The following is a 13,356-nucleotide window of genomic DNA, read 5'->3' as shown; positions in this document are numbered from 1 at the left end:
GAATCGTTTGCAGCACCATTTGGCAGAAGCGGCTCGCAATACAACAAGAGGAATAATCAATGGAACAGCTAATGACTGAAGGGGCGGTGCTGTCGCCGCATGCCGGCGTGTTCGACTCGCTGGATGAGGCGGTATACGCCGCGACGCAGGCGCAGAAAATGCTGAACAGCGTAGCACTGCGCCAGAGCGTGGTCGCCGCTATTCGTCAGGCCGGAGAGCGGTATGCTCAGGTGCTGGCGGAGATGGCGGTAGCGGAAACCGGCATGGGACGGGTTTTCGATAAATACACCAAGAATGTGTCGCAGGCGCGCGGTACGCCGGGGCTGGAGTGCCTGTCGGCGGAGGTATTGACCGGCGACAACGGCCTGACCCTGATTGAGAATGCGCCCTGGGGCGTGGTGGCCTCGGTCACGCCTTCCACCAATCCGGCGGCCACCGTTATCAATAACGCGATCAGCATGATCGCCGCCGGCAACAGCGTGGTGTTCGCGCCGCATCCGTCGGCGAAAAAGGTGTCTCTGCATACCATCAGCCTGTTGAACAAGGCCATAGTAACGGCCGGCGGGCCGGAAAACCTGCTGGTCAGCGTGGCGAATCCCGATATTGAAACCGCGCAGCGCCTGTTTAAATATCCCGGCATCGGCCTGCTGGTGGTGACGGGGGGCGAGGCGGTGGTGGAAGCGGCGCGCAGGCACACCGACAAGCGGCTGATCGCCGCGGGAGCCGGCAATCCGCCGGTGGTGGTGGATGAGACGGCGGATTTGGCGCGCGCCGCGCGCGCCATCGTACGCGGCGCGTCTTTTGACAACAACATCATCTGCGCCGATGAAAAAGTGCTGATTGTGGTGGATAGCGTGGCGGATGCGCTGTTGGCGGAAATGCAGCGCCACCAGGCGGTATTGCTGAGCGACGATGAGACGCGGCGGCTGTTGCCGCGGCTGTTGACGGATATCGACGAAAACGGCAAAGGGAATGTCAGCCGGGAGTGGGTCGGCCGCGACGCGGCGAAAATCGCCGCCGCCATCGACCTGCACGTCGGCGAGCAAACCCGCCTGTTGCTGGCGGAAACCGACGCCGCGCACCCGTTCGCCGTCACCGAGATGATGATGCCGGTGCTGCCGGTGGTGCGCGTCAAGGATGTGAAGGAAGCGATTGATCTGGCGGTGAAACTGGAAGGCGGCCGCCACCATACCGCGGCGATCCATTCCACTAATATCAACAATATGCATCGTATGGCCAGCGCCATTGATACCAGTATCTTCGTCAAGAACGGCCCCTGTATCGCCGGTCTGGGACTGGGCGGCGAGGGCTGGACGTCCATGACCATTTCCACGCCGACGGGCGAAGGGGTGACGTCGGCCCGTACCTTTGTCCGCCTGCGCCGCTGCGTGATGGTCGATATGTTCCGTATCGTATGATGCGCATCGGCGCGTGAATGGCAACAATACCCGGCGGCCAGGCCGCGGGATGGAGGAGGCGTTCGGGCGGCGGCGACTGTCGGCGATGGCTAGGGATCGCCGGCGTCACGTTAATCCGCCCTGTTGTGCTGTAGAGTGGTTGTATCGCAATAGTTGTTATTAAGGAGCGTACGATGACGATAAAACGCCCCAATCTGCACGGTCTCGACGGCGTAAATTATCCCGCGCAGGGAAACGCGGCGCCGCCGATTGAAGATGAAAACGTGCGTCAACGTTATACGCAGGATGTGTATGCGCAATCCTGCGCCATTACGGCATGGCAGCAGCTTTACGATCAAATCCATCCCGGCCATTTTCGCGGCGAGTTAACGGAGCTGCGGGTAGACGGCATCCAGTTCTGCCATGAGTACACCAATCTGGCGCTGCGCCAGTCCTGCATGGTATGGCCCGAGGCGTTCTGGCTGGGCATTCCCGCCGCGCAGGGCGCGGCGGGCTTTATCGGCTCGCAGCCCATTGATGAACGGAGCATCGCGCTGAGTCCCGGCGGTAAGGAGTTCGAGCTGAGTACGCCGAACGAATACGCCATCCTGGGCGTGGTGATTTCATTCGACGCGCTGTTCCGGCATAGCGGCATGCTGGCGGATGAGGAAAGGTTTCGCCATCTGCTGCGCCAGCCGTCGGCGCTGGTGGTGGAGCCGCAGCAGAAAGCGGCGTTATGGTCTTTGGTGCGGCAGGCGCTGCGCTACGGCAGCCGCGACCCGCAATGGATGCGAAACCGCAACGCCGGCAAGGTGCTTAATCATAATCTGCTGACGATGGTGGCGGCGCTGCTGGAAAGCGCGGACCCGCTCCCCCCGCGCGCGACGGACCGGCGCATGGGTTATCGGCGGCTGGTTTCCCGCGCGCGGGAATATGTGCTTGAGCAAACGTCGGAGCCGGTGACGGTCCCCGATCTGTGCCGGGAGCTGTATGTCAGTCGCCGCACGTTGCAGAACGCGTTCTGCAACGTGCTGGGCGTCGGCCCGAACGCCTGGCTGAAAATGATCCGCCTCAACGCGGTGCGCCGCGAACTTATCAGTCCCTTTTCCCGCAGCCATACCGTCAAGGACGCCGCCATGCAGTGGGGATTCTGGCATCTAAGTCAGTTCGCCAACGATTATCAGCGCTTATTCAACGAAAAACCGTCGGCGACGCTGCGTATGCGCGCGCGCCGCTAATCACCGCGCCCGGTAAACCCTCTGTTTCCCCCGCCCCACTCAAACGCCGTCCCCGCATCGCCCCGGCGCGAAAACGACAAGGATAAACGCTTTGATAGCTTTCACATTTCGTGCGCCGTGATTTCGCTATAGTGTCGAATACGTATGGGGGGAAGCCTCAGGGGGGAAAAGTTCAGCGATGAAAATGCAGCTTTTATACGAATTTATTCTGTTGTCGGAATTGCTTAATTTCAGTAAAGCTGCGCAGAAAATGAATATGACCCAGCCGGTTCTCAGCCGTCATATGAAGTCTCTTGAGGAGCAGTTCGGCGTTGAGTTGTTCCGGCGCGATACGCACAGCGTCGAGCTGACGTCGATCGGCAAATTGTTCTCCGATGAAGCGCGTAAAATCATCTTTCAATATGAAAGCTCGGTATCCATCGTCAACGCTTTTTCGGGCAAAAGCCAGCGCCGGCTGACCATTACTTTTCTGGGGGAGGCCATTCAGTACGTGCTGGTTAAGTTTCTCACTCAGTTCCAGCAAAATAATATCGGCGTCGCCGTGGATTGCCGGGACAGCGAACTGGACGAGGCGCTGCATTTTCTCGAAGATCACACCTGCGATCTGGGTTTTTTAATTCGTCCCAATTTTTGGGAAAATAAAAAGTTTTGCAGTTTGTCATTTCAAACCGACCCGCTGTGCGTGGCGGTGAACAGAAACCATCCGCTGGCCGGGCGGGGGCGGGTATCCTTAAGAGAGGTCAGCGAATGGCCGATTATTCGCGTCGATCCCCGTGAATTCTTATTGGCCGAAGCCTACAGCACCCGATTTTTCGACTGCTATGATATTGCGTATACGCTGGACAAAGAATATCCCAATCTAAAAACCTGCTGTTTTAATCTGGAATTCAGGGATCGGGTGGCATTGCTGATGCCCAGGCATCGCGGCTACTTACTCGGTAATAACAGCGTATTACTGGAGGTGATTGAAAATGATTACTGGTTTAATCTGGAACTGGTATGGGACAGTAAAAATACCAACCCCTGTATTCCGCTTTTTTTAAAGGAATTTAAACAGTTTTTTAAAAATAAAAATTTGCCCTCCTGAATGCGGTTAAATATTTCCCCCGCGCCTGATTAACGCCATGTGATGGACGATTATCAAATGTGACTTGTATCTCATTAATTTGTTATTTCTTATTATCTATTTTAAATTAAATTACCCTAATGCTAGGGTTGGTGTGTTGTTTTGTTATTGTTTTATAAGATAAAAACAATAAACTCCCATGATTGCATAAACGGTTATGTTAAAAAAACATAGCCGAAAAAATAAAAAGAATTTCTCCCGCTCAAAGCGGGGTGATACGTTTTTCCTGTCTGGAAGCACCAGAGGAAAAATGTGAATCACATCATTTAAATCAACGTCACTTCCAATAAGTTTTAATTAATTCAAATAATGCCATAACGAAGGAGTAAATCATGGTGATTAAAGCCAATTATGAGTCTGATGCCGGAAAACGCAAGGAAATGTCACATAAGGAATTGGGAACAATTCCCCATATGCCTTTCGAAGAATATTCGGAAAAGCTCAAACACTGCTTCACCATGAAGCGGAAGAACGGAATTCTTGAAGCCCGTCTGCATACCAACGGCGACAGCCTGCAATGGGGGGCGCCGGCGCATCAGGCGCTGCACTATTTCTTCGACTGGGCCGGAAGAGACCCGGATAACGAAGTCATCATCCTCGGCGGCACCGGCAAGGACTTTATGAAGGGCATCGGCCGGCTGGATGAGAACGGCAACTGGCTGCCGGCCACCGAGTTCGCCTCCGCGCCGGACGAAGCCTGGAAAATGTATGAATATCAGTATTATGACGGCACCAACGACATTGAAGGCCAGGTCTTCGACGTCGAGGTTCCCACCATCGGCGTATGGAACGGCGCCGCCTTCCACACCGACCTGGTGCTGTTCAGCGATATCACCCTGTGTACCGAGGACGCCTGGACCACCGAGATGCACTTTCGCACCAACATGGTTCCCGGCGACGGCATCCAGATCGCCTGGCGCGAGCTGATGGGGCGCAAACGCTACGCCTACGCCGAATTGACCGGCGAAATCATCACCGCCCGCAAGGCTCTGTCCCTCGGCATGGTCAACGAAATCTGTACCGATACGGAAGCGACCTACGACCGCGCCTGGGAAATCGCCGAGCTGATTATGCGCACCGGCACCCGCGTGACCCGCCGCATCACCACGCAGATGCTGCGTAAAGCCTGGAAGGAAGATATCGCCAACGAACTGCGTAGCGCTTTCGCCACCGAAATGTTCGTCACCGCCACCGAGCACTCTCCACACGAAGCCAACTACTGGACGTGGGCGCACGAAGAGGCCGAGCTGGTCAAGGCCGCCGAGAAGAAAGGCAAGGTTATTCGTCCGCGGCTTGGCGGCGGTCAGGAAGAAGACGAAATCAAGTAAGCGCCGGTCGCCCGCCTGGGGCCGCTACGGCCGCAACGGCGGGTATGTCTAGGTAACCTGTTGATTTAAAAACTATAGAAGCTGTAAACGGGGAAACACCATGAACACAGGCAACGACGTTATTATTTCCGCCGCCCTGACCGGCGCGGTAACGCCAAAAGATATCAATGAACATATCCCACTGACGCCGGAGGAAATCGCCGCCGACGCTTATCGCTGCTGGCAGCAGGGCGCGGCCATCGTGCATCTGCATATGCGCGACGACCAGGGGCAGGGCACGATGGACTGCGACAAGTTTGCCGAAACCATCCGCCTGCTGCGCGGCTACCGCGACTGCGATGTGATTATCAACTGCACCACCTCCGGCGATCATCGGGCCAGCGACGCGCAGCGTATGGAACACGTTTCCCGGCTGGAAGGGATTGAAATCGCCTCCTGGGACGCCGGCTCGTTTAACTGGATGCCCGGCGGCGTGTTTATCAATTCCCCGCAGTTCCTGGGCAAACTGGGCGAAATCCTCAGCGAACGGGGGATCAAGCCGGAAGTGGAGATCTTCGACAGCGGCATGCTGGGCGTCGCCGGCTATTTTGTCGAACAGGGCAAATTACGCGCTCCGCTGCACTATCAATTCTGTCTCGGCGTGCCGGGGGGAATGCCCGCCACGGTGGAGAATCTGAACTATCTGGTGGCGCATATTCCCGCCGACGCCACCTGGTCGGCCTTTGGCGTCGGCAAATACCATCTGCCGATTCTGTTCGCCACCCTGGCGCTGGGCGGACACGTGCGGGTGGGTCTGGAAGACAACGTCTATTTCAGCAAAGGGGTGAAAGCCACCAATCCACAGCTGGTGGAGCGCGCGGCGCAGGCCGTTCGCCTGGCGGGCAAACAGGTGGCGACGCCGGCCGTCGCCAGAAAACTATTGGGGCTGCGTCCTCTGTAGCGATCCCTTTATAGGGTTACATCGGGAAACGATTATGAAACAGGCAGTCATTGTGTCGGCGGCGCGTACGCCGATCGGCAGATGTCGCGGTACGCTGGCGCCGGTTCCGGCGCATATGTTGGGCGCGCTGGCGGTAAAAGAAGCGGTACATCGGGCCGGGATCGACCCCGAAAGCATTGATGACGTTATCTTTGCCAATTTAATGAATAATGAAATCAACAATATGGGGCGGATGGTGGCGCTGGAAGCGGGGCTGCCCATTTCGGTGCCGGGCATCACGCTCGATCGCCAGTGCGCCGCCTCGCTTAACGCGCTGGCCTACGGCGCGATCCAGATTATGGCCGGCTTCGCCGAGACGGTGGTGGTCGGCGGCGTGGAGAGCGATTCCCGGCGCACCTGGTCGCTGGAGAAAACCGAAACGGCGTATTCGGTGCAGCCGCCGCGCTTTGTGGATATTCATACCTCGCCGGATCGGCTGGGCAATCCCTCCATGGGCATCACCGCGGAAAATATCGCCCGGCGCTATTTGCTGAGCCGCCGGGAACTGGACGAATTTTCGCTGCGCAGCCACAGGTTGGCCGCCGCCGCCTGGCAGGAAGGGCGCTTTGACGACCAGGTGGTGGCGGTTACGCTGCCGGATCGCCGCGGGCGGGAGATCGTGGTGCGGCAGGATGAGTCGGTGCGTCCCGACTGTTCGCTGGAGGCGCTCTCCTCTCTGCGCCCCAGCTTTTGCCAGGACGGCATGGTAACCGCCGGCAACAGCTCGCCGATGAGCGACGGCGCCGGCGCGCTGGTGGTGATGGAACGCTCGCTGGCGCAGGCCCAGGGTCTGGAGATCCTGGCGGTATTTCGCGGCTATGCCGCCGCCGGCGTGGATCCCAACTTTATGGGGCTGGGGCCGGTGCCGGCGACGGCCAAACTGCTGCGTCAGACCGGCCTGGCGGTCGAGGACGTTGACCTGTGGGAGCTGAACGAGGCGTTCGCCGCCCAGTCGCTGGCCTGTATCCGCGATATCGGCATGGATCCGCAGCGGGTCAACCCCAACGGCGGGGCGATCGCGCTCGGGCATCCGCTGGCCGGAAGCGGCGCCATTCTGGCCACTAAAACCGTTTACGACATGCAACGCCGTCACCTGAACAACGCCGTGATTACCTTTTGCGTCGGCGGCGGTCAGGGCGTTGCGGTCCTGCTGACGAGGGAATGATGATGTCGGGAAAATTCACTTCAATAGATGAAATCACCGCGCTGTTTAAGGACGGACAAACGCTGATGTGCGGCGGTTTCGCCAACCACGGCGTGCCGAATCGCCTGATTCAGTGCGTGATAGACAGCGGCGCGCGCCACTTCACCCTGATTTCCAACGATAGCGGCGATGCGGATCTCACCGTTGGCCGCCTGATCCATCACGGTCTGGTGGACAAACTGATCGCCTCGCATATCGGGCGCAATACCGAAACGGTGGCGCTGGTCGCCGCCGGAAAAATCGAGCTGGAGCTGGTGCCGCAGGGCAGCCTGGCCGAGCGCATGCGCTGCGGCGGTTCGGGGCTGGGCGGCGTGCTGACCAAAACCGGCATCGGCACGATGGTGGAAGAGGGCAAACAGTTCGTCGAGGCGGATGGCGAACGCTATCTGCTGGAAACGGCGCTGCGGGCGGATATCGGCCTGGTGCGCGCCCGTACCGCCGACCCGCTGGGCAATCTTACCTATCGCGGCACCATGCGCAATTTCAACCCGCTGGTCGCCAAGGCCTCGCGCCTGACGCTGGTGGATGCCGATATGCTGGTGGACGTGGGCGAACTCGGCATCGATAGCATCATCACCCCCGGCGCTTACGTAGACAAGATTCTGACGCTGCAAGGAGAACGCTTATGAACGCGCGAGATCGGATTGCCCGGCGGGCCGCGGCCTATTTTTCAGCCGGCGACGTCATCAACCTCGGCATCGGCATCCCCAGTCTGTGCAGCGACTATGCCCCCGCCGGCGTGATGTTCCACACCGAAAACGGCCTGGTGGGCATGGGGCCGCTGGTGGAGGGCGTGCTGGCGGTGGAGGGGTTCTCCAACGCCACCGCCCTGCGTTTCGTGCCGGTGCCCGGCGCCAGTACCTTCGACAGCGCCGAATCCTTCGCCCTGGTGCGCTCCGGCAAACTGGCGGCGACGGTGCTGGGCGGATTACAGGTGGCGGAGAACGGCGACCTGGCCAACTGGGCGCAGCCCGGCCGCGTATTCGGCATGGGCGGGGCGATGGATCTGGTCAACGGCGCGCGGAAAGTGATTATCACCATGGAGCTGTGCACCAAAAAAGGAGAGCCGAAAATTGTCAACTCATGCAGCTATCCGCTAACGGGCAAGGGCTGCGTGAACCATATCGTCACCGAGCAGTGCGTGATTGACGTCACCCAGGACGGGCTGGTGCTGGTGGAACTGCTGGAAGGGCTGACGCCCGAGGATATTCAACGCCAGGTTGAACCCCGGCTGCTGATCGCCGAACGGCTGGCGATTATGCAGGCTTAACTCATCACTCCCCGTCGGAATGTTCCGACACCACCGTATAACGGCGCCGGCGCCGCAACAGCGTTCCGGCACCGTGGGAGCATTATCCTATGACTGGGCAAGAAAATAATATGGCGTTTAATAAGACCACAAATTGTTCTACCCGGGGCGATGCGCATCCCGCCGCCAGCAGCAACGGTTTTGGCGCGCGCGGCTGGACCATCATCATCTTACAGGCGGTCATGTTCTGGATCGCCGCCGGCGCCATAACCCACGGCCTGAACGTGATGCTGCCGGCGCTGTCGCAGACCTACGATCTGGACTACAGCATGCTGCTGGCGCTGGCGACGCCGGCTTCCTGGGCCTCTATTCCCGCGGGGCCGATATGCGCCTGGCTGTGCGAGAAGAAAGGCGCCAAATTCAACATCATTTTCTGTCTGCTGGCCTGCGGACTGTGCTTCGGCCTGCTGGGGTACAGCGGTTCGCTGACGGGGTTCGCGCTGCTGTTCGCCGGCGTCTGTTTCTTCGGCACCGGTTTTGCCTACGTGGGCGGCACCGCCATCATGACCAGCTGGTTCGTGCGCAAGGCGGGGCTGGCGCTGGGGTGGAGCACGGTGGGGCAGACGTTTTCCAGCGCGTTTTTCGTTCCCACGCTGGCCGCGCTGTTCGTCTGGCTGGGTATCCGCCATGGCTTCTGGGGCATCTCGACCATGATGTTTATCATGGCGGTGCTGGTGCTGCTGTTTGTCGCCAATAAACCCGAGGATATCGGCCTGGCGCCGGATAACGAGCGGCTTTCCGTCGCCGAACTGGGCGAGCGCATGCGCGCCCATGACGACTATGTCTGTCCGCTCAGCGTCAGGCAGTTGCTGGGGATGCGCGACGTGTGGTTTATGGGCATCGCCACCGGCGCCATCTACATCATGCTGGTGGGCGTGGTGAGTCAGATCGTGCCGCGGCTGATGGAGATGGGCTATGAGTTAAACACCGCCATTTTCTATATGTCCGCGTCGGCGCTGTTCGGCACGCTGGGGGCATACGGCTGGGGCTGGCTCAACCATCGCCTCGGGGTCAAACGGGCGCTGCTGGTCTACACCGCCTGGTGGATGGCGGCGGTGGTGATCAACCTGTTTGCTCATCATACCGTTATGCTGTGGGTCTCCCTGCTGATGATCGGCTTCAGCCTGCCGGGCGCCACCAATTTAAGCACCGCGCTGATCGCCACCAAGTTCCCCCGCCGTCTCTATATTCGCGCCATCGGCATCGTGCACCCGATTCAATCCGTGGTGCGCTGCTTCGCATTCTCCATTCTGGCTTTCGGCCTGGCGTATCTGGGCGGCTATACCGGCGCCTATCTGCTGCTGGTGGGCGTGGGCGCCCTGGCGCTGCTGCTGATCTGGCTGACCGATGTGACGCCGGTGGAGGTTGACGCGCCCGCCGTTCGGCGCAGCGGATCGCCGCGTTGATAGGGGTTGTTCCCGGCGATGAGGAATAAACGAGGTTTTATTTTCGCTTACAAGAGGCATTTATGACATCACTTGTTATTGCCAGTGCGGCGCGTACGGCCATCGGTAAATTCGGCGGCAGCCTGAGCGGTTTTACCGCGCCGCAGCTGGGCGCGTTGGTTATTGATGCGGCGGTTCGCCGGGCGGGTCTCGGACCGGCGGCGGTCGACGAGGTAATTTTCGGCAACGTGCTTCAGGCGGGGCTGGGTCAGAACCCCGCCCGCCAGGCGCTGCTGCAGGCCGGCCTGCCGGACACCACGCCGGCGACCAGCATCAATATGGTGTGCGGCTCCGGCCTGCAAAGCGTGATATTCGCGGCGCAAAGCATTGCCGCCGGCAATGCGGACGTGGTGCTGGCCGGCGGCATGGAAAACATGTCGGCGGCGCCCTATCTGCTTAATCAGGCCCGTTGGGGATACCGCATGGGCGACCAGACGATAACCGACAGCATGGTCAACGACGGTCTGTTCTGCGCCGTCAATCGTTACCACATGGGGGTGACGGCGGAAAATGTCGCGCAACGCTACCATATCAGCCGCCAGGAGCAGGACGACGTGGCGCTGCTTTCCCAGCAGCGGGCGGCGGCGGCGATTGAGCGCGGCGCGTTTCGCCAGGAAATCATCCCGGTAACGCTGAAAAGCAAGAAGGGCGACACGCTGTTTGCGGTTGACGAGCACCCGCGGGCGGGCACCTCGGCGGAAAGCCTGGGCAAACTGGCGCCGGCCTTTAATCCCGCCGGTTCGGTAACGGCCGGCAATGCGTCGGGGATTAACGACGGCGCGGCCGCGCTGGTGGTAATGAGCGAGAACTGGGCGACACAGCGCGGCATTCGGCCTCTGGCGCGCATCCGCGGCTATGCCGTCAGCGGCGTCGATCCCGCGGTGATGGGCATCGGCCCGGTGCCCGCGACCCGGCAGGCGCTGAGCCGGGCCGGACTGACGATAGCGGATATCGATCTGGTGGAAGCCAACGAGGCTTTCGCCGCCCAGTTTGTCGCCGTCGGCCGTGAACTGAAACTGGACATGGATAAAACCAATATCAACGGCGGCGCCATCGCCCTGGGGCATCCCATCGGCGCATCCGGCGCGCGGATCCTGGTAACGCTGCTGCATGCGCTGGCGGACAGGGACAAAACGCTGGGGCTGGCGACGCTCTGCGTCGGCGGCGGGCAGGGCGTGGCGGTGATAGTGGAACGTATATAGCATATATCGGCGCAGGGCATACCCCATTTGGCTCCTCCCCCTGGCAAGGGGGAGGTTGGAGGGGTCATTAATGGCAAAGCGCATAACTTTGTCGGCAGTATGAAAATAACTCTATAAAGGTGAAATTATGATAACGAAAAATAGAGGACGCACCTATAAACGGCAGCTCGCCATGATGTTGCTGGCGTGCGGTATGTTGGGCGCATCGGCCCATGCCGCGATTACCGCCGGCCAGTACAGCGCCACGGAAAAGGGCAACGAAGGGATAGTCGGCGTGACGGTCACCATTGATGCCGCGGGGGTTATCAAGGATATCGCGGTGGATGCCAGCAAGGAAACGCCGGAGCTGGGCGGCAAGGCCGGTCCGGAAGTGGGGGCGGCGATTGTCGAGCATCAGAGCCTGAATGTGGACGGCGTGACCGGCGCGACCATGACCAGCAACGCGGTGAAGAAAGCGGTCTCCGCGGCGCTGAGTCAGGCGGGAGCGGACGTGGCGCGCTATCAGGGAAAGGTGGCGAAACAGGGGCAGGATGAGGAAACCAGCGTCGACGTGGTGGTGGTGGGCGGCGGCGTCTCCGGCACTGCCGCCGCGCTGGCCGCGGCGGAAAAAGGCGCCAAGGTGCTGGTGATAGAGAAAATGCCGGTGCTGGGCGGCGCGGGGCGCATGGCCAGCGGTTTTACCGCGGTGGAGTCGTCGCTGCAGAAAGCGAAGGGCATGAAATACACCGCCGCCGAGCTGACGCAGCGGCTGCTGGAATATAACCAGTATCTCTCCAACGGCCCGTTGACCAAAAGGATCGTCGATAAATCGGCATCGACGGTTGACTGGATGATCAAGCACGGCGTGGAGCTGGAAATCGTGGAAACCACGCGCGACGCCAAGCAGAGCTCGGTACAGCAGGCGCACCTGGAAGACCCGATTAAATCGGACGTCTATCATCGCATCAAAAACGGCGGCGAAGCGGCTTATAAGACGCTGTACGACGAATTCGCCAAGCTGGGCGGCAAAGTGCTGACCAAAACCGTCGGCAAATCGCTGATTCAGGATGATAAAGGCAACGTGACCGGGCTGATCGCCGAAAAAGCGGACGGCGGTAAGTTAACCGTGCACGCCAAGGCGGTGATTCTGGCCAGCGGCGGCTTCGGCGCCAACAAAAAGATGCTGGACGAAGCGATGCTGACGGCGAATATTTTCCCGCTGGCATGGCCCAATATGGGCGAGGGGCTGGAAATGGCCTGGAAAGCCGGCGGCGCGAAATGGGATATGCAGTCCGCCCTGATCCACGCCGCCCAGTTGGTCGACATCGAGCCTTCGGAAGGGGCGCATCACGGCGGCGGCGACGCGGCGGCGCTGGACAGCCCGCTGATCTGGCTGCTGAAATCGCCGCTGCTGTGGGTGGATGTGGTCGGTGAGCGCTTTGCGGACGAGGGCCATATCTACGATACCGCCTTCTGGGCCAACGTCGCCTACTCCGTCGGCGGCCATTATTACATTATCGTCGATACGCCGACGTTGAAATCCTTCACCAAAAACGCCATGCCGTTCCCGCTGTCGGGCGCCGGCCCGGCCAACCCGCCCAAACCCGGCGACTTTGTCGCGCTGGCGGATGCGGGCACCAGAGGCGGAACCAGCAAGTCGATCGTCAAGGGCAAGGACATTGCCGAGTTGGCGTCGCGCATGGGGATCGCCCCCGAGAGTCTGAAAGCCACCGTCGACCGCTATAACGGCAACGTGAAGGCCAAACAGGATAAGGACTTCGGCAAGAAAGCGGAGTATCTGGCGTACGGCATCGAAAAAGGGCCTTTCTACGCCTTTAAAGCGGTGGTGGTCAGCCTGAGCTCCCTGGGCGGCGTGCGGGTGAATTCCGACCTGCAGGTCACCAATGGGGATCTTCAGCCCATCGCCGGTCTGTACGCGGTGGGGAACAATGCGGCCGGTTTTTACAGCGTACCGGGCTATCCGCCTTATCAGGGATTGGCGAACGGCTTTGCGTTGAACTCCGGGCGCATCGCCGGCGAGCACGCGGCGCAATCTGTTCTGAAAAAGTAGCCCTATTATTTCTATACCCTAAATAATTCGAGTTGCAGGAAGGCGGCAAGGGAAGGAATCCCGATGAGCTTACACAGG

11 protein-coding genes are annotated in these 13,356 nt (G+C 60.0%); all 11 read left to right on the top strand.

Annotated features, from left to right (window positions below; translation table 11 throughout):
* The first annotated feature begins 59 nt into the window (after positions 1-59).
* The 11 genes from MFP24_RS08065 (at position 60) to MFP24_RS08015 (ending at position 13,278) form a co-directional block, all read left to right on the top strand.
* Positions 60-1,418 carry an aldehyde dehydrogenase family protein gene (locus MFP24_RS08065; RefSeq protein WP_249229930.1) on the top strand — a complete coding sequence of 453 codons (1,359 nt, stop codon included), beginning with the start codon at positions 60-62 and terminating at the stop codon, positions 1,416-1,418.
* A 173-nt stretch (positions 1,419-1,591) separates the two neighbouring features.
* Positions 1,592-2,635, top strand: coding sequence for an HTH-type transcriptional regulator EutR (gene eutR / locus MFP24_RS08060; protein ID WP_249229931.1), 1,044 nt, complete (start codon positions 1,592-1,594; stop codon positions 2,633-2,635).
* Between the two features lie 178 nt (positions 2,636-2,813).
* Positions 2,814-3,722, top strand: coding sequence for a LysR family transcriptional regulator (locus tag MFP24_RS08055; RefSeq protein WP_249229932.1), 909 nt, complete (start codon positions 2,814-2,816; stop codon positions 3,720-3,722).
* Positions 3,723-4,093: 371 nt separating this feature from the next.
* Positions 4,094-5,089: an enoyl-CoA hydratase/isomerase family protein gene (locus tag MFP24_RS08050; RefSeq protein ID WP_249229933.1), complete on the top strand. Its 996-nt coding sequence runs from the start codon at positions 4,094-4,096 to the stop codon at positions 5,087-5,089.
* 100 nt (positions 5,090-5,189) lie between these two features.
* On the top strand, positions 5,190-6,029 hold the full coding sequence (locus MFP24_RS08045; protein ID WP_249229934.1) for a beta-keto acid cleavage family enzyme: 840 nt from the start codon (positions 5,190-5,192) through the stop codon (positions 6,027-6,029).
* A gap of 34 nt (positions 6,030-6,063) precedes the next feature.
* A complete protein-coding gene (locus MFP24_RS08040; RefSeq protein ID WP_249229935.1) occupies positions 6,064-7,233 on the top strand; it encodes a thiolase family protein in 1,170 nt (389 codons plus the stop codon).
* A gap of 2 nt (positions 7,234-7,235) precedes the next feature.
* The gene (locus MFP24_RS08035) at positions 7,236-7,901 is read left to right on the top strand and encodes a CoA transferase subunit A (protein WP_249229936.1); all 666 of its coding nucleotides are present in this window, start codon (positions 7,236-7,238) and stop codon (positions 7,899-7,901) included.
* Entirely contained in the window at positions 7,898-8,542 is a 645-nt protein-coding gene (locus MFP24_RS08030; protein WP_249229937.1) for a 3-oxoacid CoA-transferase subunit B, read from the top strand. Before MFP24_RS08035 ends, MFP24_RS08030 begins: the two co-directional genes overlap by 4 nt.
* 110 nt (positions 8,543-8,652) lie before the next feature.
* Positions 8,653-9,987, top strand: a complete 1,335-nt coding sequence (locus MFP24_RS08025; RefSeq protein ID WP_249229938.1) for an MFS transporter — start codon at positions 8,653-8,655, stop codon at positions 9,985-9,987.
* 62 nt (positions 9,988-10,049) lie between these two features.
* Positions 10,050-11,228: an acetyl-CoA C-acetyltransferase gene (locus MFP24_RS08020; RefSeq protein ID WP_249229939.1), complete on the top strand. Its 1,179-nt coding sequence runs from the start codon at positions 10,050-10,052 to the stop codon at positions 11,226-11,228.
* A gap of 127 nt (positions 11,229-11,355) precedes the next feature.
* Positions 11,356-13,278, top strand: coding sequence for an FAD-dependent oxidoreductase (locus MFP24_RS08015; RefSeq protein ID WP_249229940.1), 1,923 nt, complete (start codon positions 11,356-11,358; stop codon positions 13,276-13,278).
* Positions 13,279-13,356 lie beyond the last annotated feature (78 nt).

The sequence above is a fragment of the Brenneria tiliae genome, from assembly GCF_023347575.1.
GTDB classification, from domain to species: Bacteria; Pseudomonadota; Gammaproteobacteria; order Enterobacterales; family Enterobacteriaceae; genus Brenneria; species Brenneria corticis.
This window is presented reverse-complemented; position numbering and strand designations above follow the sequence as displayed.